The sequence below is a fragment of the Actinoplanes sp. NPDC026619 genome (assembly GCF_040638295.1).
Classification (GTDB): Bacteria; Actinomycetota; Actinomycetes; order Mycobacteriales; family Micromonosporaceae; genus Actinoplanes.
The window spans coordinates 1-20,793 of the sequence record NZ_JBEZYA010000053.1; the positions used below are offsets into that span (position 1 = coordinate 1).

Consider the following 20,793-nt stretch of genomic DNA (forward strand, 5'->3'; position numbering starts at 1 on the left):
ATCTTGGCCGGTTTCACCTCGTACCGGATCGAGAAGTCCTCGGTGGTCTCGCCGAAGTTCCAGCCGGCCTGGAAGGCCGCCTTGTTCGCGGCGACGAGGTCGGGGCGCTTGGCGAACTTGCGCTCCAAAAACCGCAGGGTCGACTCGAACGGGCGAGAATACATCCAGCTCAGAAGACCCAGCGCGAACATGTTCTTGGCCCGCTCGGCGTCCTTCTTCGCGACACCGAGTTCGGCGAGCGCGCCGACGGTCATCGAGGTCAGAGCGACCGGGTGTACGGAGTAATCGGCCAGCGAGCCGTCCTCGAGCGGGTTGCTCGCATAGCCGACCTTCGCCATGCTCCGCTTGGTGAACTCATCGACATTCACGATGATGTCCGCGCCCGGCGGCATGTCCGAGACGTTGGCCTTCAGAGCCGCCGGATTCATCGCCACCAGCACGTCCGGCACATCACCCGGAGTCAGGATGTCGTAATCGGCGAAATGCACCTGGAAACTCGACACGCCCGGCAGGGTGCCGGCCGGAGCGCGGATCTCCGCCGGGAAGTTGGGCAACGTAGAGATGTCGTTGCCCAGCTGCGCGGTCTCGGATGTGAACCGGTCACCCGTCAGCTGCATGCCGTCGCCCGAGTCACCCGCGAACCGGATGACCACCCGAGCCAATTGCTCGACCGTTTTTGTCTGCACAGGCGTTCCTCAATCTCGGAGGACTTCACGGCCGGGAACGGCACAGCCGCCAACGCCGCCCATGCTGCCGACGGCGGCTAAAGCGGGCCTATACCCGCTCTCCTCCGGCCCACCAGCCTCGAGCAAGGCTGGCTTAAGTCCCGGCGCCGACCATGAGTCGGACGTGAAAGGACTGCCGGTGACCATCTCGACCGACACGCCAGCCACCGACCTGCTCGCCCTCCACCGCGCCGGCGAGCTCGCCGTCAACTACCCGAAGGTGCCCGGCCTGCTCGCCGAGCTCGACGCGGCCGGCCTGACCCGGGCCGGTCACGTGCTCGCCCGCCTCGACCCCGACGAGGTGCGCCGGCACCACCCCGGCACGCCCGTCGTCGGCGTCGCGGTCACTGGCCACGGCACGCTCTCCGCGCTGGTGCCCGCGCTCACCGCCGAACTGGCCCGGCACGGTCTGCTGCTGCGGCCGACGCTGGGCAACTTCGGCAGCTACCTCGTCGAGCTCTCCGATCTGGACAGCGCGATACACCGCGCCGACCCGGACGTCGTCATGTGCGTGCTGGACCCGGTAATGGTCCTCGAGGAGCTGCCCCTGCCCTGGAACGTCGAGGATGTCCGGCGCGCCCTCGACGAGAAGGTGGCCCTGGTCACCGGGCTCGCTGCCCGCTTCGAGTCGGCTCGCCGCGGACACCTGGTGGTCAACACGCTCCCGCTCCCCCGCGCCGTGACCGCCCAGCTGGTCGACTACCGCTCCCGGGCCCGGGTGGGCGCCGCCTGGCGGGAGGCCAACGCCGCGCTGCTGCGCTTGGCCGACGTCCACCAGCGGCTCGTCGTGCTCGACCTCGACCCGATCCTCGCCGAGGGGGTGCCGGCCGCCGAACCACGCCTGAGCACGTACGCGAAAGCCCACCTCAGCACCGAGCTGCTCGCCGAGATGGCCCGCGCGGTCGGGCACCTGGCCCGCAACCTCACCGGGCAGACCAAGAAGTGCCTGGTCCTGGACCTGGACAACACGATCTGGGGCGGGGTGCTCGGCGATGACGGCATGGATGGCATCGAGGTCGAGGACACCTATCGCGGCCAGGCGTACCGGGCATTCCAGCGGGTCGCGAAGCAGCTGTCGAGCCAGGGCATCCTGCTCGCCGCGGCGAGCAAGAACAACCCGGAGCCGGTACGGGAGGTTCTCCGTTCCCATCCGGGGATGGTGCTGCGCGAGCACGACTTCGTCCGGGTCAGCGCGAACTGGCGGCCGAAGCACGACAACCTGTCCGAGCTGGCCCGGGCGCTGAATCTGGGGGTGGACAGCTTCGTCTTCGTCGACGACAGCGCCTATGAGTGCGGTCTGATCCGGACGGCCCTGCCCGGAGTCGCGGTGGTCCACCTGGACGAGGACCCGGCCCTGAACGTGCAGTGCCTGCTGCGCGACGGCTGGTTCGACACCCGGGAGGTGACCGACGACGACCGGGCCCGGCCGGCCCGCTACCGCGACGAGGTGGTGCGCCAGGACTTCCTGCAAACCTTCGACTCGATCCAGAACTACCTGGACGAGCTCGGCGTACGCGTGGACCTCGCCGAGACGACGGAGCGGGACGTCCCGCGGGTTTCCCAGCTGACGTTGCGCACCAACCAGTTCAACCTGACGACCCGCCGGATGCAGCCGGCCGACGTCCGGGCCTGGGCGGACGCCCCCGATTCCACGGTGCTGTCCATCCGCTCGGCCGATCGCTTCGGCGACAACGGCCTGGTCGGCGCCATTTTCCTCCGGCGCGGCGCGGACGGTCTCCACGTCGAGAACATGCTGCTCAGCTGCCGGGTCTTCGCCCGCGGCATCGAGCAGGCCTGCCTCGCGGCGGTCCTCGGCCACGCCCGGGACGAAGGCGACCAGGCCGTCTACGGCAGCTACCGGCCCACCGTGAAGAACGGCATCGTGGCCGACTTCTTCACCCGGTACGGGTTCCAGCGGGCCGGCACGGCCTTCCGCCACGACCTGCGCGATATCGACGAGCCGCCGGAACACGTCTCCCTCACCCTCAGTTTCCCGAGGAGCACACCGTGAACAGCATCGACGACCTGATCGCCATCGTCCGCGACGAACTGGGACTGCCGATCACCGACGAGGATGCCGAGGCCGGATTCGACCAGCTGGCCGGCTGGGACTCGGTCCATCTCCTGCGACTCGTCACGGTGCTGGAGAGCACCACCGGCCGGCGGATGTCGCTCCCGGCGGTGCTCGAGGCGGACAGCCTCGCGGACGTCTACGCGCTGGCGACCCAATGACCGCGGTCGCCCGGGAGCGCCGGCAGACGCTGCTCTTCCTCGGCGAGCTCCGGCCGTTCGCGCCGGTCTTCCTCGACACCGAGGTCGACATGACCGGTGTCCGGGTCCATCAGGCGGACGCCCGCCGCCGCGGCGACCGGTACTCCACGATCTCCTACGTGCTGCACGCGGCGGCCCGCGTCCTGATCGACCATCCGGACGCCAACGCGGCGATCCGCGGCCGGGTCTTCCCGCGCGTCGCCCGTTATCCCGCCGCCAACGGCAAGATCGCGCTGGACAAGACCCTCGACGGCAGCCGGGCCGTGGTGTCCACGGTGCTGCGCGACCTGCAGGACGCCACGCTCGCCGAGATCCAGGAACGGATCGACTACTTCCGCGACGGCGACGCCCGGCAGCAGCCCGAGTTCGCCGGGGTGCGCGCCCTGCAACGGATGCCGTGGCCGCTGCGCCCGCTGCTGTTCCGGCTCGGCGTCCGCCCGCTGAGCCGCCGGCACACCATGTTCGGCACGTTCGCAGTCAGCTCGCTCGGGCATCGCGCCGTCGACGGCTTCCACGCCATCGGCGGCACCACGGTGACCCTGGGGCTCGGCCGCGTCGTCGATCGGCCGGTGGCCCGCGACTCCCGGGTGGTGATCGCGCCGATGATGCGGCTCAACCTCGCATTCGACCACCGGGTCGTCGACGGCGCCGAGGCGGCCGACGTCCTCACCGAGATCAAGGACTCGCTCGAGCGGTTCGGTGTGAGCCGCGGCGAGGCAGCCGCCGCGCCGGCCGTCGCCCGGGCGCGGTGACCGGCGTGAACGACATCGGCGAACTGAGGCAGTTCATCGGCGTGCACGCGCGGGCCCAGGCGATCGCGCCTCGCCGCTGCGCCGAGGTGCTCGGCCGCATCCGCACCGACGAGGAGGGCGCGCCGGACTCCTGGGCCGCCTGCTGGAGCCGGGAGGCGGCGGCCAGCTCGCGGGCGCGCCGGCATCTCGAGGCGAGCCGCCTGTTCAACATCGCCCGCTTCCCGTACGTCGACGGCCCGGCTCGCCGGGAGGCGCTGGAGAGCTGCATCTCGTCGTTCGAGACATGGCGCCGGGATCATCCCGCCATCGAGCGCCTCGACGTGACTCTCCCGTCGGGCCGGGTGCGCTGCTGGACCATCGGGCTCGACCGCGTCCCCCGGCGACCTCTACTGCTGGCCATCGGCGGAATCGTCAGTATCAAGGAACAGTGGGCGCCGGCCCTGCTCCAGATCGCCCGGCTGGGCATGGCGGGCGTGGTCGCCGAGATGCCCGGCGTCGGCGAGAACACCATCCCGTACGGGCCGGAGAGCTGGCGGATGATCGGCGGCATCCTCGACGCGGTCGCCGACCGGGCGAGCGTGACCCAGACGTACGCGATGGCCTTGAGTTTCAGCGGTCATCTGGCACTGCGGGCCGCCACCGAGGACACCCGGATCCGCGGCATCGTCACCGCGGGCGCGCCGGTCCACGACTTCTTCACCGACACCGACTGGCAGCGGCGGGTGCCGCGCGTCACCACCGACACCATGGCCCATCTGGCCGGAGTCGAACCCGGCCGTCTCGGCACCGAGATCTCCGGCTGGGCGCTGAGCCCGGCGCGGCTCGCCGCCCTCGACATCCCGGTGAGCTACGTCGTCAGCCGCCGCGACGAGATCATTCCGCCGGCCGACGCCCGGCTGCTGCGTGACCACGTCCGGCGGACCGACCACGTCGAGAACGACGACGTGCACGGATCGCCCGGGCACCTGCCGGAGACCCGCCTGTGGATGGTCGAGTCCATCCTGCGCATGCGCGGCACACACCGCGTGCAGCGCGCCGCGCTGGGCTCCCTCGGCCGGCTGATCCGGGCCCGGCGAAGACTTGTGGGAGCCACCCGATGACCATTGACACGACCGCTCCGGCCCGGACCGGGCAGACTGCCTACCTGCCGCTCGCACCGCCCGCGGACGACCGGCTGCGCCTTTTCTGCATCCCGCACGCCGGCGGCGCGGCTTCCGCCTTCGCCCGGTGGCAGGCCCGGCTGGGCGATCGCGTGGCCGTCCTGCCCGTGCAGCTGCCGGGTCGCGGCCGCCGGGTCGGCGAGGCCCGGATCCGGCAGATCGACCGGCTCGTCGCGGAGCTGGACGAGCATCTCGACCAGGCGATGCGGCAACCCTTCGCGCTGTACGGCCACAGCATGGGCGCGCTGATCGCGTACCGGCTGACGCGGCGCCGGCAGGAGCGCGGCGCTCGCCTGCCGGACCGGCTGATGGTCGGCGCGTGCATCGCGCCGCATCGTCGCTCCGGCGTCACCGCGACCACCACGATGAGCGACGACGAGCTGGCCGGCTGGCTGATCGCCATCGGTGGCATGTCCCCGGAGCTGCTCCGCTACCCGAAGTGGGTACGGCAGGCGATCGACCTGCTGCGCGACGATCTGCTCCTCTACGGCAGCCACGTGCCGGCGCTCGAGGCACCGTTGCCGGTGCCGGTCGACGTCTTCGCCGGCACCACCGATCCGCTGCTGCCGGTCGAGGAGGCCGCGCACTGGGCGCTGCACACGAACGCCGGCAGCGCGACGCACCTGATGCGCGGCGGGCATTTCTTCATCCAGGAGTCCGAGGAGTCCTTCCTGGCCGCGTTACGCGACCGCTTGCACCAGCTCGTGCCGTAGAACAGCGAACTGGTCCGGTCCTCCGCCGAGTGGCGGAGGACCGGACCTCTTTCGGAGCCTCGTCAGGACCAGTGCTTGCGCAGGTGCGGCACGAGCTCCGCGGCTCGCTCGAAGGGGAAGAACAGCTTCCCGCCGTCGATCTCGACCACCTCTCGGGCGCCCGGGATCGCATCCCGCAGCCAGTAGGCCCACTTCACCTCGAAGTGCAGATCCGCGGTGCCCCACACCAGCAGAGTCGGCGCGGTCAGCCGGCGCAGACCGGGCTCGGCCGCGAGCAGGTCGGCGGCGTCCAGCGAGGCGAGCAGTCGCTGGAAATGGTCGATCGCCGCAGCCGAGCCGGCCACCGGCTCGAGGAAGGCCCGGATCTCCTCGTCGCTCAGGCGCTCCGGGTGCTCGAAGTTCGCGCCGATGCCGCGCCCGCTGGACCGGGAGGCCCCCAGGTCGTCGAGCATGCGGGACGCCATCGGGGCGAGCTGTCCCTGCCTGGCCAGGTTCACGGTCTGCCGGAAGGCCTCGTTCGGCAGGTTGTCGTGGGCCTCGCAGTTGGTCAGCACGAGCGACGCGATGCGCTGCGGGTGCCGGGAGACGAAGATCTGGCCGACCGCGCCGCCGGTGTCGTTGGTGACGAGGTCGATCTCGTCGAGGCCGAGCGCCTCGCAGAAGTCCTCGATGGACTCGGCGAAGGCGGGCAGCGAGGCCTCCCCGTCGGCGCGGGCGGGGCTGCGCCCGTGCCCGGGGAAGTCGACCGCGATGCAGCGACGCTCGCCGCTCAGCTGTTCGAGGACGTTCTGCCAGATGTAGCCGTTGGTGCCGAGTCCGTGGATGAAGAGGGCGGTCCGGCCCTCGCCGGCGCTCACGTAGCTGAGCTCACCCCCGCGTGTCCGCACCGTGCGGCGGCGGGAATCGAACGTCTGCAGGTCCATGCGGCCGGTCACCTGGCCGCGCTCGGTGCGTCCACGAGGATGCTGATCGCCTGCTCGGGGCAGCCGGTCATGCCCTTCAGCACGGCGGCGCGGCGCTCGTCCGGGGTCTCGAACTCGCCCATCTCGTTGTAGCCGGTCTCCTCGTTCACCTCGTACACCTCACTGGCCAGCGCCTCGCACATGCCGTGGCCCATGCACTTCTCGGGATCGACCCGGGCCCTCACGAGGCGCTCCCGGTGTCCCAGGTGAGCTCCAGCTGGGAGATGCCACGCACGGTGGTGTAGCGGCGCAGCGGCCGGGTGCCGGGCGTCACCACGTACCGTGGGATCCGGTTGTGCCATTCCTCGACCGCGAGTTTGAGCACGCGGCGCGCGACGTGCATGCCGATGCAGCGGTGCGGGCCGATCGCGAACACCAGCTGACGCGTCGAGGAGCGCTCGAAATCGACCTCGGTCGGGTTGTCGAACACCCGGGGGTCCATGCCGGACATGCCCCACGGGATGAGCACGAGGTCGCCCTTACGCATGGTGACGCCATGCCGCTCCACGTCCTCGGCGACGACGCGCGCGGTCGCCGAGATCGGGTCGTGCCGCACGAGCTCCTCGATGATCGCCGGGATCTTCTCCGGGTGGGCGACGACCAGGTCCTGCACCTCCGGGTGTTCCGCGAGGTAGGTGAAGACCACGCTGATCATCGCGGTCGTGGTGTCGAAGGCGGCCAGCATGTTGGTGAACGCCGCGTTGACCATCTCGGCCTGGGTCAGCGGGCGCCCGTCGATCTGCGCCTCGAGCAGCCGGCTGAGCACGTCCCGGCGTCCCTCGGTGCCCTCGGCGCGGCGCCGGTCGATGGCGTCGCTGAAGAACTGCATGAGCGGGCGGTTCGCGGCCCGGATGTCGTCGTCGTTGTGCGCCTTCCGGATCGCCTTGAGCAGCCAGTCCTTGTGGTCCCGGATCTGCTTCAGGTATTCCCGGCCGATGCCGAAGAAGATCAGGAACGCCTCGGCGGGGAAGCGGGATGCCACCTCGCTGATGAACTCGGTGTGCCCCTGGTCGGCGACCACCTCGATGGCGTCGATCGTGGCCTCGCGCAGCTGCGGGGTGAAGTGGTTGACCACGCCCGGGTTGAACAGGTCGCCGAGCGCCTGGCGCCACTTGCGGTGCTCGTCGCCGTCGAGCTGGATCGGGATCGCCTTGTCCTCGAACATCTGATGTGCCGGAATGGAGAGCGCGGAGCTCGAGAAGATCTCCGGGGCACGCGCCGCCCACTCCATGTCCTCGAAACGGGTGAGGATCCAGTATCCGCCGAGCTCGTCCGAGCGCACGATCGGCGCGTGTTCCTGGATCTCCCGGAAGTAGGTGACCGGGTCCTCCTGCAGCCAGGGCTGATAGACGCTCCAGCGGCGGATCCGCTCCTCCAGCGTCGCGGGCGCCTCCAGCACCACGTCGGGCTTTGCCGGTGCTTCCGTCATGACGGGCTCCTTGGTCATAGTGCGGCAACTTCTTCAGCGGGTACGGCGGACGACGGGTGCGGCTGCCCGAACCATGTGGTCAGCGCCGCACGCAGGCCTTTCTCGCCGGTCCCGTCGACGTCGACATAGGCCACGTATCCGTCGGGCCGGATCAGCACGGTCCGGGCGTCCGGGCCGGCGAGCGGGCCGGCGGCCACCACGTTGAGCCGGTCGCTCCAGCCGGACAGGTCGTCCGGGAGCGCCTCCGCCTCGCTCAGATCGAGCAGCAGGCCACGGCCGTCCCGCAGGATCGCGGCCACGCTCGTGGTGCCGGCCGCGGTCTTGAGCACGTAGTCCGGCGCGCGGGTGCCGAGCAACCGGTGCTCCGGCGCGGGCTCCCCGCCGTACGCCATCGGATAGCGAATGCCGAGCCCGGTGGTCCGCTCGATGATGAAACGCTGGACCGAGCCGAACTTGACCAGCGAGCCGATGAACTCGCGTAGCGGCGCGGCCAGCTGCGGCGGATGGATCAGGGACAGCTGGACCTGCGGAAGGGTGCAGGCCTCGCGCCCGATCGGATGCCGTTCGTCGTGGTAGCTGTCCAGCAGGGCATCGCTCCCCCACCCGCGGATGACCGCGGCGAGCTTCCAGCCGAGGTTCATGGCGTCCTGCATGCCGGTGTTCAGGCCCTGGCCCGCGGAGGGGAAGTGGATGTGCGCGGCGTCGCCGGCCAGCAGGATCCGGCCCTTGCGGTACTTCTCGGCCAGCCGGGTCGCGTTGCCGAAGCGGGTGAACCAGCCGTACTTACCGATCTTGAGGTCGATGCCGGTGATCCGCTCGAAGGCGGCCCGGAACTCGTCCACCGTGATCGGCACGTCGTCGGCGGCCCGCTCGGACTCGAACTCGATGGCCGTCGCACGCCACATCCCGGGCTCCTCAGGATGCGGGATGATCGCGGCGAGGCCGGTCGGAAAAACCGGCTGGCCGATGCCCTTCTGATACTGCTCGTCGAGGATCTCTACGTCCCCGGTGCGGCCGCACATGGTCGCCTCGGTGCCGGGGAACTCGAACCCGGCGAGCTTGCGGACCGCGCTGCGCCCGCCGTCACAGCCGACCACGAAGGCGGCGCGCAACTCGTACTCGCCGTCCGGGCCGCGCACGGCCAGGGTCACGCCGTCGTCGTCCTGCTCCAGGCCGATCACCTCGTGGTGGTAGCGGACGTCCACACCCAGCTCGGCCACCCGGCCCTCGAGCACCATCTCCACCCGCCGCTGGGAAACGACGAGGGGCAGCTCGGCCGAGTCCATCGCGGTGACGCCGGGGAAACCGAAGTTGTAGTTCATGAAGTGCGCGGCGCCCTCGAACTGGTCGAGGCCGCGCTGATGGAACATGTTGACCGAACTCATGTGGATGGCGAAGGCCCGCGCGGCGCTGTTCGGCTCCGCAAGCCGATCCAGCATCACCACCGGTACCTCGGCCAGGGCCAGTTCCGCCGCGAGCATCAGCCCGGTAGGCCCCGCTCCCACGACGACGGCCGGCGCTGCGGTCATGTTGTCTCCTCAGGTCTCGATGGGTGTCGGTTCAGGCCGCTTCGCCGAACCACGTGGTCAGGGCCGCGTAGAGGCCTTCGTGGTCGGCGCCGGCGCGGTCGACGAAGGCGACGTAGCCGTCCGGGCGGATCAGCACCGCCGCGGCGTCCAGTTCGCTCGTGGGCTCGAACCGCACGACGTCGAGGCGGTCCCGCCAGCCGGACAGGTCGGCCCGGCCGGCCGGCTCGTCGCCGGCGGTCAGTAGGACGCCGCGGCCCTTGGTCAGCAGCCGGGACACGCCGGTCGGGCCGGCCGCGGTGGTGATCTCCAGGTCCGGCGCACGCAGGCCCAGCAGCGGGTGCTCCGGCGCGGGTTCACCGCCGTACGTCATGGCATAGCGGATGCCGAGTCCGGTGGCCCGGCCGACGAGGTAGTCGGCCACCTCGTCGAAGCGGGTCAGCGAGGAGATGAAGTCGCGCAGCGGGCCCGCCTTGTCCGCGGGGTGGAGCAGCGCCATCTGCACCCGCGGGTAGACGGTGACCTCGCGGCCGATCGGATGGCGCTCGGCGTGATAGCTGTCCAGCAGGTCGGCCGGCGCCCAGCCGCGGACCGCCGCGGCCAGCTTCCAGCCGAGGTTCATCGCGTCCTGGATGCCGGTGTTGAGGCCCTGACCGGCGGAGGCCAGGTGGATGTGGGCCGAGTCGCCGGCCAGGAAGATGCGCCCGTTGCGGTAGCGCTCGGCCAGGCGGGTCGCGTCGCCGAATCGGGTCAGCCAGGGCGCCCGCCGGATCTTCAGCTCGACGCCGGAGATCCGCTGGAACGCGGCGGCGAACTCCTCCGCGGTGAGCGGCTCGTCGTTCGAAATGGTGGGTTTCTGGAACTCGACAACGGTGGCCCGGGAGAGCGACGGGTCGTCCGGGTTGCGCACGGTGGCGGCAAGTCCGCCCGGGAAGAACGGCGAGGTGAGCCCGTTGCGGTACTCCTCGTTGATGATCTCGACGTCGCCGGTCCGGCCGGTGAGCGTCGCCTCCGTGCCCGGGAACTCGATGCCCGCCGCCCGGCGCACCACGCTGCGGCCGCCGTCGCATCCCACCAGATAGCTGCCGCGCACCTCGTATTCGCCGTCCGGCCCGAGCACGGTGACGGTCACCCCGTCGTCGTCCTGTGTCGCGCCGGCGACCTCGTGCCCGCGCCGGGTCTCAACACCGAGTTCGGCGACCCGCTCGGCGAGCAGCTTCTCGACCCGGCGCTGCGGGAAGACAATCGGGAACTTCTCGCGCTCGCGGTTGCTGAGCCCGGGGAATCCCCAGTCGAAACTCGGGAACTGGGCGACACCGTCGAACCGGTCGAGGTCCCGCTGCCGGAAGGCCGCCATCGAGCTGGCGTGGAAACCGAAGGTCTGCGACCAGTTCGGCACCTCGGTGCGCCGTTCGAGCAGGACGATCGGCACGCCGGCCAGCCCCAGCTCCGCGGCGAGCATCAGCCCGGTCGGGCCTGCTCCGGCGATGACGATGGGGGCGGTCATGAGCATCTCCTCCGTGCGTACGGCTTCTCGTCGCCCATGCTCGACGCTCTGCCTTTCGTGCTTCTTGTGTTGCCCTAAGCCGCCGCTCACGGCCGTTTAGCCGGGGACAAGACCCGGGCTAGCGGGCTCGGCCAGGATGGCGGCGCCGAGCCGCGAAACGGTTCGCGGCCACCGACGAAGGGCGGCCGAACGTGCACGACGTCGCATTGGGAAAGACCGGCCTGCGGGTATCCGCGATCGGGCTGGGGTGCATGGGCATGAGCGAGTTCTACGGCCCGGCCGAGCGGGCGGATTCACTCGCGACGCTGGGCCGGGCGGTCGAGATCGGGGTGTCCTTCGTGGACACCTCGGACGCGTACGGCATCGGCGCGAACGAGACCCTGCTGGGTGAGTTCCTCGCCGGGGCACGCCGCGACGAGATCCGGGTGGCCACGAAGTTCGGCGCGGTACGCGATCCGCAGACCGGCCGGCCGGTGGAGATGCGCAGCGATCCCGAGTACGTGCGTCTGGCCTGCGACGCGAGTCTCAAGCGACTCGGCGTCGACCGGATCGACCTGTTCTATCTGCACTTCCCCGACCGGCGCACGCCGATCGAGGACACCGTCGGCGCCATCGGCGAGCTGGTGGCGGCGGGCAAGGTGGATCATGTCGGCGTCTCCAACGTCACCGCGGAGCAGATTCGCGCGGGACACCGGGCGCACCCGATCGCCGCAGTGCAGAACGAGTGGTCGCTGTTCACCCGGGACGCGGAGGACTCGGTGATCCCGGCCTGCGCCGAGCTCGGCATCGGCTTCGTGCCCTACTCGCCGCTCGGCCGTGGCTTCCTGACCGGCGTCTACACGTCGGACGAAGGGCTCGCGCCGACCGACATCCGGCACGCCGTCCCCCGCTTCACCGGCACGAACGCCGTGCACAACGCGAGCCTGCTCGAGCCGGTCCGCGCGGTTGCCCGGGCGCACGACGCAACACCGGCGCAGGTCGCGCTGGCCTGGCTGATCCTCAAGGGCGCCGAGCTCGGCGCCGGCGTCGTGCCGATCCCCGGCACGCGCTCGGCGGACCGGATCGCGGAGAACGCCCGAGCGGCGGACCTCACGCTGAGCCCGCAGGAGATGGAGCTGCTCGAGCCGATCGGCGCGGCCGTGCTGGGCGCGCCCCGGCCGCCCGTGCCGGCGGCCGCGCGGCAGACCGCCGAGTAACGCTGCCTCAGGGGCGGATGACCGGGAGGACGACCTCGTCGACGACGGCGACGAGGAACTCGTCGGACATCTCGGTGCCCCTGGTAAGCGCATGGTGGATCAGGAGTGCGGGCCCGGTCTGGGCGACCAGCGGGCTCACCGCCGCGGCCCGCACCTCGCCACGGCCGGCAGCGGCGGTGAGCGCCTGCAGGATCAGTTCCTGGCAGGGCTCGACGACGGCCTGGCTGACCACCCGGTGCAGGAGGATCTCGCCGGCCTCGGCCTTGACCACCTGGAACGCCGGCCCGTGCGTGTTGAACGCGTCCCGGATGCAGTGCAGCAGCGCCAGCACGTCGGCCCGGAGATCACCGGTCAACTCGGTCTTCACCGGTGACGGGAGAGCGTGCTGCAGAGCGGCGATGACCAGCTCGTTCTTGCTGCTCCAGCGCCGGTAGAGAGCGGCTTTGCCGGTGCCGGCCGCGTCCGCCACGCTCTCCATGCTCAGGCGGGTGTAACCGGAGGTCTCCAGCTCGCTGATGACCGCGTCGAGGATCGCCCCGACCAGCTCCTCACCCCGGCGGCGGCGGACGACCTGGGACACCGAAGAAGTCATGCACCTCTACCCGTCACGAAGGGGACATTGCCCACGGCCGAATCACTGTTATAGTGAACGCCACGTTCACTATTGCAGGCTCGCCCCACGTTCCGAAGCCTAGCTCACTCCTCAATCCAAGCGGGAGATACGCATGTCCGCGTCACCCATCGTGACCCCAGAAAGCAAAGCCGCGGCTCGGCCTCTGGCCCACCCGGGCATCGCCCTCACGCTCCTCGTGACCTGCCAGATCATGGTCACGCTCGACGGCACGGTCGTGAACATCGCGTTGCCCTCCATCCAGGAGGGTCTCGGCTTCTCGTCGGCCGGCCTGGCCTGGGTGACCAACGCCTACATCCTGGCGTTCGGCGGTCTGCTGCTGTTCGGCGGCCGGGCGGGCGACATCCTCGGCCGGCGCCGGCTCTTCATCGGCGGCATCGCCGTCTTCACGGCCGCCTCGCTGCTCGCCGGCATCGCCAACGACAGTGGCACGCTGCTCACCGCCCGGGTGATCCAGGGCATCGGCGCCGCGTTCGCCGCGCCGGGGACGCTGGCGCTGGTCGCCACCAATTTCGCCGAGGGCAAGCCGCGCGACCGTGCCCTCGGCGTGGTGACCGGGGCCTACGGCGTCAGCATCGTGCTCGGCATGGTGCTCGGCGGCGTCCTGACCGAATGGCTCGGGTGGCGGTCGGTGTTCTTCATCAACATCCCGATCGGTATCGCACTGATCGCGATGGTCCCGCTCTTCGTCAACGAGTCGGACCGCCACCCCGGCCGCTTCGACTTCGTCGGCACCGTGCTCTCCTGCGCCGGCATGGCGGCGGTGGTCTACGGCTTCCTCAACGCCGCCTCCGAGGGCTGGGGCGACCCCACCACCACCGTCTGCCTGGCGCTGGGCGTGGTGCTGCTGGGCGTCTTCGTGGCGGTCGAGGCCCGGCTGAAGCATGCGGTCATGCCGCTGTACCTGTTCCGCAACCGAACCCGCGCGGCGTCCTACGTGAGCATCCTGCTGCTGGCCGGCCCGCTCGTCGGCATGTCGTTCCTGAGCAGCCAGCTGCTGCAGAACGTGCTGCACTACAGCGCCCTGCGCACCGGCGTCGCCTTCCTGCCGATGTGCGGCGCCATGTTCCTGGGCGGCGGCCTGTCGATGGTGCTGCTCCCGAAGATCGGCGCGAAGGCCGTGATGCTGCTCGGCATGGCTCTCGCGATCGTCGGCCTCGCCTGGTTCACTCAGCTGGACGCCGACGTCACCTACCTCGGTGGCGTGCTCGGCCCGCTGATGATCCTGGGCGCCGGCCCCGGTTTCGCCTTCACGGCGCTCAACCAGTCGATCCTCTCGGGCGTGCCCAAGCACGACTCCGGCGCGGCCTCCGGGCTGCTCGAGGCGATGCAGTGGGCCGGCAGCTCGCTCGGCCTGGCGGTGCTGGTCAGCGTGTTCGGCACCGCGATGCGCGACGCCGCCGAGCACCCGATCGCCGGCGCCGACCCGGCCACGCAGGCCCGGCACGTGCTGACCGCGGGCATGTCGAGCGCCTTCCTCACCGGCGCCCTGCTGACCGTCGGCATCGTGGTGATCGTCCTGCTCTTCGTGAAGGGCGGCCGCCCGCAGCCGCCCGCCGAGGAGCCCACGCCCGCCACCGAGGACGACACCGCCACCGTCGCCTGATCGAGGGGCCCCGCTTGCCGGCGGGGCCCCTCATTTCTTGTCCCAAAGACCTAACAAAGGAACGTCATGGCAACGCTCGCACGCTGGTGCTTCCGACATCGCCTGGTGGTGATCCTGATCTGGCTCGCCGGCTTCGCCGGTCTCTCCGTGGCCAGCAGCACCGCCGGCAACGCCTACTCCGATTCGTTCGCGGCCAGCGGGGCCGACTCGACCGTCGCACGTGACCTGCTGAGCACGGCGTTCCCCAGCCAGGCCGGCGACGTCGACACCATCGTCTGGCGGGTCGACAGCGGAACCGCCGCCGATCCCGCCGTGCGGTCGCGGATCGAGCCGATGCTCGCCGAGGTCAGCAAGCTGCCGCACGTCGCCGCGGTGACCAGCCCTTACACCGCCGACGGCGCCGCCCAGGTGAGCGCGGACCGGCAGCTCGCGTTCGCGTCGGTCCACTTCGACCAGCCCGCCGAGGACCTGCCGCTGGAGACACTGACCGACCTGGTGGACAAGGCCAAGGCGACGACCGGCAACGGCCTCGACGTCGAGCTCGGCGGCCGTGGCATCCAGCGGACCGAGGCGCCGCTTCCCTCCCTGCCGACCGTCGTCGGCATCGTCGCGGCCGGGATCGTCCTCTTCCTCGCCTTCGGCTCGCTGTTCGCGATGCTGCTGCCGCTCATCACGGCGATCCTCGCGCTCGGCACCGCCACCGGCGCCATCGGGCTGCTGTCGCACGCGATGGGCGTGTCGACCACCGCCACCACGCTGGCCGCCCTCATCGGCCTCGGGATCGGGGTCGACTACGCGCTGTTCGTCGTCACCCGGCACCGCAACGGCCTCAAGGCCGGCCTCGACCCCGAGGAGTCGGCGGTCGTCGCGATCAACACGGCCGGCCGCGCGGTGGTCTTCGCCGGGATCGCGGTCTGTGTCGCGCTGCTCGGCCTGTTGCTGCTCGGCGTCGACCTGATCGACGGGCTGGCCATCCCGTCAGCGCTCACCGTGCTGCTCACCGTGGCCGCGGCCGTCACGCTGCTCCCGGCCATGCTCGGCGTCTTCGGCCGCCGGATCCTCAGCCGCCGGGAACGCCGGCGGATGGCGGACGGCGTCGTCGAGCCCACCGCCCCCTCCGGCTTCGGCCGGCGGTGGGCCGAGCTCGTCCGGCGCCGCCCGGCCCTGCTCACGCTGGGCGTGGTGGTCCTGGTCGGGGTGCTGGCCGCGCCGTTCTTCTCGATGCGCCTCGGCGCCTCCGACCAGGGCAACAACCCCTCCTCGTGGAGCAGCCGCAAGGCGTACGACATGCTCGCCGACGGTTTCGGTCCGGGCTTCAACGGGCCGCTGCTCATCGCGGTGCGCACCCCGGGCGGCGCGGCCGACGACACCACCGTCGCCGCATTGCGCGACCGGATCGGCGCCACCGGCGGGGTCGTCACGGTCGGCCCCGCACAGGCCAGCCAGGACCGCAGCGTGACGACCATCCAGGTGATCCCGTCGAGCGGCCCGCAGGAGCAGGCCACCAGCGACCTGATCGACAACTTGCGCGAGGACGTCATCCCCGCGGCCGTCCGGGGCAGCGCGGTCACCGCGTACGTCACCGGGGTGACCGCCGTCTTCGACGACTTCGCCTCCGTACTGGCCGATCGGTTCCCGCTCTTCCTGCTCGTCATCATCGCCCTGGGCGCACTGTTGCTGATGGTCGCGTTCCGCAGCTTCGTCATCCCGCTGATGTCGGCAGCGATGAACCTGGTGGCCGTGGGCATCACGTTCGGCGTCCTGACCGCGGCCTTCCAATGGGGCTGGCTGGAGAACGTGTTCGGCTTCGGCGGCACCGGCCCGATCGATCCGTCGTTGCCGGTGCTGTGCATCGCGGTCCTCTTCGGCCTATCGATGGACTACCAGGTCTTCCTGGTCAGCCGCATCCACGAGGAGTGGACCCGCACCAGGGACCACCGTCAGGCGATCATGGTCGGGCAGTACAGCACCAGCCGGGTCATCACGGTCGCCGCGTTCGTCATGATCCTGGTGTTCGTCTCGTTCGCCGCGATCGGCGAGCGGATCATCTCGGAGTTCGGCATCAGCCTGGCGGTCGCGGTGCTCTTCGACGCGTTCGTCCTGCGCAGCGTCCTGGTGCCGGCCCTGATGCACATGACCGGCAAGGCCACCTGGTGGATCCCCCGCTGGCTCGACCGGATCCTGCCGCGGGTGTCGATCGAAGCATCCGACGTGGACCCCAAGCCGATACCCGCCGCCGAACCGGTGCCTGCGGCGGCGCCCTGAGACCTTATTCAACCCCCGGGCTGCGGGGCCGGCCGGTTCGCCGGCCGGCCCCAACGCTGATCCGCACGAACCGCCGAGCAGAGGGAGCTTCCGCACAGTGCTAATCATCGCCGGTCACGGCTATGTCGACCCCGACCACACCGACGACTTCGTCACCGGCTTCATCGAGTCGATGACGCGGACCCGGAAGGAGGACGGTTGCCTCGACTACGTGGTCTCGGCCGACCCGCTGGAGGCCGGCCGGGTGAACGTCCTGGAGATGTGGGAATCCAAGGAACACCTGCGCAAGCACCTGGAGACGATGCCACCGCACACGATCGCGACTCCGGTGCTCAGCATGCTGGTCCGGCAGTACGAGATCGGTGCGGTGGGCGAGGTCGGCTCCTGAGCCGCACTGTCAGGCCGTGGTGCGGACCGACAGTGCGTGCCGGAAGACGTTGCGCGGATCGAAGCGTGCCTTGACCTTCTGGAGCCGGAGGTAACCGTCCTTGAAGTACAGCGTGGACCAGGGCGTGCCCGAGGTGTTCCAGGCCGGATCGGCGAGGTCGCTGTCCGGGTAGTTGATGTAGGCGCCGTCGGTGCTCGAGCCGGGCACCGGCACGCCGCCGGTCTCGGCGTACATCTCCCGGTAGAACTCCCGGATCCAGGCGAGGTGCTGGGCGTCCTGCGCCGGGTCGGACCAGCCGACGAGATAGGACAGCTTGGTGATCGCATCACGCTGGGCGGTCGCCGTCGCGCCGGCCGCCATCGCGTTGATCTGGCAGCCGTAGGTGTGCATGCCCACCGCCGCGATCGGGTTGCCGTAGTCCGTCCGGGTCAGATGACGATAGGCCACCGCGATCTGCCGGTCGGAGATCTCCTGCCGGTGGAAGGCGGCCTTGACCTTGAGCCGGAACTTGGGCGCCTCGCCCGGGCCGACCATGGCCTGGCCCAGCCACGGAACACGTTGCTGGGTGCGGGTCGGGGTCACGCCCACGCCGGCGCTGAGCGCCGCGATGTGCGCGTCGAGCACCCGCTCGGCGTCCGGGTCGCCGGCCACCTGCCCGACCATGCTGGCCACCCCGGCCTCGGGCCGGTAGAAGTACAGCTCGCTGTAGAGCTTCGCGGTCGCCGCCCCCGGCGCGCTGTTCTGCGCGCACCAGTGACTGTAGTTGCGGGCAAGGTTGCTGAAGCTCGCCTCGTCCAGGCCGCTCCACGGCCAGCTGACCGAGAAGGTCACGGTCGTCGCGGGCGGCGCGGGCAGCAGCCTGGCGGGGTTCGTGCCGGTCGCGCCGGGGCTGCGGAACCAGTAACGGGTGGCCACGCCGAAGTTGCCACCGCCGGCGCCGGTGTGCGCCCACCACAGCTCGCGGTTCGGGTCGGTGGCGTTCCGGGTGGCGATCACACTCCGCGCCGTCCCGGCAGCGTCGACGTAGACGACCTCGACGGCGTAAAGATGGTCGGCCGCAAGACCGTGCAGACGGGAGAGCGGGCCGTAGCCGCCGCCGGGAACGTGGCCGCCGGCGCCGACCTTGGGGCAGTAACCGGCCGGGATCGTCACACCCCAGCCGAGGTACAACCGCCGGTAGACCTCGCCGAGCGGTGCGCCCGCCTCGACCACGAAGGCGTTACGCGCCGCGTCGAACGAGACGCCCGTCATGCCGGACATGTCGATCAGCAGCCGGACCTCGTCGTCCACGAAGCCCTCGAAACAGTGCCCGCCGCTGCGGACCGTCACGCGCTTGCCGGTCTTCACCGCTTCCTGCACGGCGTCGACGACCTGCCCGGTCGTGCCGACGACCCGGATCTGATCCGGATTCGCCACGTAGCGCCGGTTGTATCCGCGCAGCACCAGTTCCTGGTAACGGGGATCGTCCGGGCCTACCAGGGCCGGGCCGAAGGGCGGCAGGCATTCGGTGGTGGCGGCCGCGGCCGGTTCGGCGATCAGCGGTCCGGCAAGGCCCGCGCCGGTCGCGGCGAGCGCGGCCGTGCGCAACACGGATCGCCGGGTGTGCTCAACCATGGAGCGTTCCTTTCATCGAGGGTTAGCAGCCCCCTGCCGCTGGGCGACAGGGGGCTGCTTCGCATTACTGACTGATCCGCTCAGACGAGGACGTAGCCGCCCTCCAGCTGCAGCACGGTGCCGGTGGTGTAGCCGCTCTGCATGAGGTAGAGGTAGGCGGCGCCGACCTCGTCCCACGACCCGAACCGGCGGGCCGGGATCTTCGCCGTGATGGCCTTGAAGAGCTCGGCGCGCTGCGGGTCGTCGTGCAGTGAGCGCTCCAGCGGCCCCACCCGGACGGTGTTGACGCGAATCGGGCCCAGTTCGACGGCCAGTGCGCGGGTGAGCGTCTCGATCGCACCCGCCGCGACCGCCTGCACCAGCACCCCGGGCGCCGGGCGGACCGGCGCGATCCCCGAGGTGAAGGTGATGGAGCCGTGCGGGCGCAGGTGACCCGCCGCGTGCTTCGCGGCGGTGTACGCCATCCAGTAGCGGTTGTCGAACCAGGCCCGCGCCTGTTCCGTGGTCAGCTCGGCGAACGGCGTGAAGACGATGTGCTCGCCGGCGGTGAAGACCAGGTGGTCGAAGTCGCCGATCCGGTCGAAGAACGACCGCACGGCTGCCTCGTCGGACGCGTCGAGCGGATGACCCTCGACGCCGTCGGGCAGTTCGGCGAGCGCCTTGTCGACGTTCTCCTGGCTCCGTGAGGCGATGACGACGCCGGCGCCGGCCGCAGCCGCGGCAGCCGCTGTGGCGAATCCCATTCCCATCGTCCCGCCGATGACCACGACACGTTGGCCGTCTAGTCCAGAAGTGCTGCTGCCCGGCATGGTCAACTCCCGTGATCGTCGGCTTCCGTCGCTGAAAGCTACGGAGCGGCACTTAAGCGAAGCCTGCGTGGCCCTTAAGCCGGGCGGAGGCCTAGCGCGCCGAAAGAGCCGCTTTAGCGCCGGTCCCGACTATCGACCGTGCAACCTCTCGCCGGGTGACCTGGCGCCGGCCGATCGAAAGGGGACCGTGGGTGGATACCAACGAGGTACGCGTCCTGTCCGCAGGCACGGCGCTGCCCGGGCAGCCGGTGGACAACGCCGCGCTGGCCCGCCGGTTCGGCATGGACGAGCTCTGGCAGCAGTGGGTGGACGTGTTCATCGGCACCGGCACCCGGCACCTGTCGAAGGACCTGGCCAGCGGGGTGCCGAGCGAGACGCTCGCCGACCTCGCGGCCCGGGCCGGCCGATCGGCGCTGGCCTCGGCCGGGCTGACCGGGGATGACATCGACCTGCTGGTGATGAGCACCGCCACCCCGGATGCGCTGATGCCGGCGACGGTCAACATGGCGGCCGAACAGCTGGGCCTGAACGGTCTGCCCACGTACCAGTTGCAGACCGGCTGCGCGGGCGCGATCCAGGCCCTCGACGTCGCCCGCGGCATGCTGCTGACCGGGGAGCGGCGCACCGCGCTGGTCATCGGCGGCGACGTCTGCACGAAGCACTTCGACCTCGAGCTGGACCTCGCGACCCTGTCGCCGGCCGAGCTGGTCAACATCGTGCTCTTCGGCGACGGCGCGGGCGCCGCGGTGCTGACCACCGAACCGGTGCCGGGCTCGGTCGTGCTGCGCAAGGTGCTCAACCGGCTGACCGGCACCGGCCGGCCACCGGGTCACACCCTGGAATGGTTCGGCCTGGCCGACCGAGCCGTGGCGAAGCCGGCGGCGTCCGAGGACTACAAGGCGATCGAGGAATCCGTGCCGGTCATGTCGGCCGAGATCCTCGCCGAGTTGCTGGACGACCTGGACTGGAAGGACGACGACGTCGACTTCCTGTTGCCGCCGCAGCTGTCCGGCCGCATGACGGCCCTGATCGTGGAGCGGCTGGCGCTCCCGCACGCGGAGGAGATCTCCGTCGTGGCCGAGACCGGCAACAACGGCAACGCATTGCCGTTTCTGCAACTGGAACGGGTGCTCGGCCGGATGACCACCGGTGATCGCGCGGTGGCGGTCGCCGTCGAATCGAGCAAATGGCTCAAGGCCGGCTTCGCCCTCGAGAAGAGCTGATCCACCCGACACGCGA

19 protein-coding genes are annotated in these 20,793 nt (G+C 70.6%); 10 read left to right on the plus strand and 9 right to left on the minus strand.

Translation table 11 applies throughout. From position 1 onward, the window contains the following. Positions 1–617 (minus strand): 2-oxoacid:acceptor oxidoreductase family protein (locus AB0E90_RS50030; protein ID WP_360420691.1); only part of this gene is annotated, 617 nt, incomplete at its 3' end. Between the two features lie 247 nt (positions 618–864). Between AB0E90_RS50030 and AB0E90_RS50035 the strand changes: the two genes are divergently transcribed. From AB0E90_RS50035 to AB0E90_RS50055, 5 genes are read left to right on the plus strand one after another with little or no spacing between them, the layout of a single operon-like run. Further along, complete coding sequence (locus AB0E90_RS50035; protein WP_360420653.1) at positions 865–2,736, plus strand: HAD-IIIC family phosphatase; 1,872 nt, start codon at positions 865–867, stop codon at positions 2,734–2,736. Beyond that, positions 2,733–2,957 carry a phosphopantetheine-binding protein gene (locus tag AB0E90_RS50040; protein ID WP_360420655.1) on the plus strand — a complete coding sequence of 75 codons (225 nt, stop codon included), beginning with the start codon at positions 2,733–2,735 and terminating at the stop codon, positions 2,955–2,957. Before AB0E90_RS50035 ends, AB0E90_RS50040 begins: the two co-directional genes overlap by 4 nt. Further along, positions 2,954–3,748: a 2-oxo acid dehydrogenase subunit E2 gene (locus tag AB0E90_RS50045; RefSeq protein WP_360420657.1), complete on the plus strand. Its 795-nt coding sequence runs from the start codon at positions 2,954–2,956 to the stop codon at positions 3,746–3,748. The genes AB0E90_RS50040 and AB0E90_RS50045 overlap by 4 nt, the downstream gene beginning before the upstream one ends. Before the next feature lie 5 nt (positions 3,749–3,753). Next, entirely contained in the window at positions 3,754–4,848 is a 1,095-nt protein-coding gene (locus AB0E90_RS50050) for an alpha/beta hydrolase (protein WP_360420659.1), read from the plus strand. Then, positions 4,845–5,621 carry an alpha/beta fold hydrolase gene (locus AB0E90_RS50055; RefSeq protein WP_360420661.1) on the plus strand — a complete coding sequence of 259 codons (777 nt, stop codon included), beginning with the start codon at positions 4,845–4,847 and terminating at the stop codon, positions 5,619–5,621. Before AB0E90_RS50050 ends, AB0E90_RS50055 begins: the two co-directional genes overlap by 4 nt. 62 nt (positions 5,622–5,683) lie before the next feature. On the opposite strand, the gene AB0E90_RS50060 is transcribed toward AB0E90_RS50055, so the two are convergent. The 5 genes from AB0E90_RS50060 to AB0E90_RS50080 are packed head-to-tail and all read right to left on the minus strand — an operon-like array spanning position 5,684 to position 11,045. Further along, positions 5,684–6,544 (minus strand): alpha/beta hydrolase, encoded by an 861-nt coding sequence (locus AB0E90_RS50060; RefSeq protein ID WP_360420663.1) that lies wholly within the window; start codon positions 6,542–6,544, stop codon positions 5,684–5,686. Between the two features lie 8 nt (positions 6,545–6,552). Beyond that, positions 6,553–6,768 carry a ferredoxin gene (locus tag AB0E90_RS50065; RefSeq protein WP_360420665.1) on the minus strand — a complete coding sequence of 72 codons (216 nt, stop codon included), beginning with the start codon at positions 6,766–6,768 and terminating at the stop codon, positions 6,553–6,555. Beyond that, complete coding sequence (locus tag AB0E90_RS50070; RefSeq protein WP_360420667.1) at positions 6,765–8,012, minus strand: cytochrome P450; 1,248 nt, start codon at positions 8,010–8,012, stop codon at positions 6,765–6,767. Before AB0E90_RS50070 ends, AB0E90_RS50065 begins: the two co-directional genes overlap by 4 nt. A gap of 14 nt (positions 8,013–8,026) precedes the next feature. Next, a complete protein-coding gene (locus AB0E90_RS50075) occupies positions 8,027–9,541 on the minus strand; it encodes an FAD-dependent monooxygenase (RefSeq protein ID WP_360420669.1) in 1,515 nt (504 codons plus the stop codon). A gap of 31 nt (positions 9,542–9,572) precedes the next feature. Next, positions 9,573–11,045 carry an FAD-dependent monooxygenase gene (locus tag AB0E90_RS50080; protein ID WP_360420671.1) on the minus strand — a complete coding sequence of 491 codons (1,473 nt, stop codon included), beginning with the start codon at positions 11,043–11,045 and terminating at the stop codon, positions 9,573–9,575. Positions 11,046–11,302: 257 nt separating this feature from the next. Between AB0E90_RS50080 and AB0E90_RS50085 the strand changes: the two genes are divergently transcribed. Then, positions 11,303–12,241: an aldo/keto reductase gene (locus AB0E90_RS50085; protein WP_360420673.1), complete on the plus strand. Its 939-nt coding sequence runs from the start codon at positions 11,303–11,305 to the stop codon at positions 12,239–12,241. A 7-nt stretch (positions 12,242–12,248) separates the two neighbouring features. Here the strand turns inward: AB0E90_RS50085 and AB0E90_RS50090 are convergent, their stop codons facing one another. Beyond that, entirely contained in the window at positions 12,249–12,833 is a 585-nt protein-coding gene (locus AB0E90_RS50090; RefSeq protein ID WP_360420675.1) for a TetR/AcrR family transcriptional regulator, read from the minus strand. A gap of 133 nt (positions 12,834–12,966) precedes the next feature. Between AB0E90_RS50090 and AB0E90_RS50095 the strand changes: the two genes are divergently transcribed. From AB0E90_RS50095 to AB0E90_RS50105, 3 genes are all read left to right on the plus strand, one after another. Further along, entirely contained in the window at positions 12,967–14,478 is a 1,512-nt protein-coding gene (locus AB0E90_RS50095) for an MFS transporter (protein WP_360420677.1), read from the plus strand. 66 nt (positions 14,479–14,544) lie between these two features. Beyond that, positions 14,545–16,743: an MMPL family transporter gene (locus AB0E90_RS50100; protein WP_360420679.1), complete on the plus strand. Its 2,199-nt coding sequence runs from the start codon at positions 14,545–14,547 to the stop codon at positions 16,741–16,743. Positions 16,744–16,840: 97 nt separating this feature from the next. Then, complete coding sequence (locus AB0E90_RS50105) at positions 16,841–17,131, plus strand: antibiotic biosynthesis monooxygenase (RefSeq protein ID WP_360420681.1); 291 nt, start codon at positions 16,841–16,843, stop codon at positions 17,129–17,131. 9 nt (positions 17,132–17,140) lie between these two features. Here the strand turns inward: AB0E90_RS50105 and AB0E90_RS50110 are convergent, their stop codons facing one another. Both AB0E90_RS50110 and AB0E90_RS50115 read right to left on the minus strand, forming a co-directional pair. Then, positions 17,141–18,745, minus strand: a complete 1,605-nt coding sequence (locus AB0E90_RS50110; RefSeq protein WP_360420683.1) for an FAD-binding oxidoreductase — start codon at positions 18,743–18,745, stop codon at positions 17,141–17,143. An 80-nt stretch (positions 18,746–18,825) separates the two neighbouring features. After that, positions 18,826–19,554 (minus strand): SDR family oxidoreductase, encoded by a 729-nt coding sequence (locus AB0E90_RS50115; RefSeq protein WP_360420685.1) that lies wholly within the window; start codon positions 19,552–19,554, stop codon positions 18,826–18,828. Between the two features lie 191 nt (positions 19,555–19,745). On the opposite strand from AB0E90_RS50115, the gene AB0E90_RS50120 reads away from it, so the two are divergent. After that, complete coding sequence (locus AB0E90_RS50120; RefSeq protein ID WP_360420687.1) at positions 19,746–20,777, plus strand: 3-oxoacyl-ACP synthase III family protein; 1,032 nt, start codon at positions 19,746–19,748, stop codon at positions 20,775–20,777. The last annotated feature ends 16 nt before the right edge of the window (positions 20,778–20,793 follow it).

Coding starts and splice junctions, on each gene's coding strand:
- AB0E90_RS50045 (WP_360420657.1), top strand. CDS start 2,954: ATGACCGCGGTCGCCCGGGAGCGCCGGCAGACGCTGCTCTTCCTCGGC.
- AB0E90_RS50055 (WP_360420661.1), top strand. CDS start 4,845: ATGACCATTGACACGACCGCTCCGGCCCGGACCGGGCAGACTGCCTAC.
- AB0E90_RS50060 (WP_360420663.1), bottom strand. CDS start 6,544: ATGGACCTGCAGACGTTCGATTCCCGCCGCCGCACGGTGCGGACACGC.
- AB0E90_RS50070 (WP_360420667.1), bottom strand. CDS start 8,012: ATGACGGAAGCACCGGCAAAGCCCGACGTGGTGCTGGAGGCGCCCGCG.
- AB0E90_RS50075 (WP_360420669.1), bottom strand. CDS start 9,541: ATGACCGCAGCGCCGGCCGTCGTCGTGGGAGCGGGGCCTACCGGGCTG.
- AB0E90_RS50080 (WP_360420671.1), bottom strand. CDS start 11,045: ATGACCGCCCCCATCGTCATCGCCGGAGCAGGCCCGACCGGGCTGATG.
- AB0E90_RS50085 (WP_360420673.1), top strand. CDS start 11,303: ATGAGCGAGTTCTACGGCCCGGCCGAGCGGGCGGATTCACTCGCGACG.
- AB0E90_RS50090 (WP_360420675.1), bottom strand. CDS start 12,833: ATGACTTCTTCGGTGTCCCAGGTCGTCCGCCGCCGCCGGGGTGAGGAG.
- AB0E90_RS50095 (WP_360420677.1), top strand. CDS start 12,967: ATGTCCGCGTCACCCATCGTGACCCCAGAAAGCAAAGCCGCGGCTCGG.
- AB0E90_RS50100 (WP_360420679.1), top strand. CDS start 14,545: ATGGCAACGCTCGCACGCTGGTGCTTCCGACATCGCCTGGTGGTGATC.
- AB0E90_RS50110 (WP_360420683.1), bottom strand. CDS start 18,745: ATGGTTGAGCACACCCGGCGATCCGTGTTGCGCACGGCCGCGCTCGCC.
- AB0E90_RS50115 (WP_360420685.1), bottom strand. CDS start 19,554: ATGCCGGGCAGCAGCACTTCTGGACTAGACGGCCAACGTGTCGTGGTC.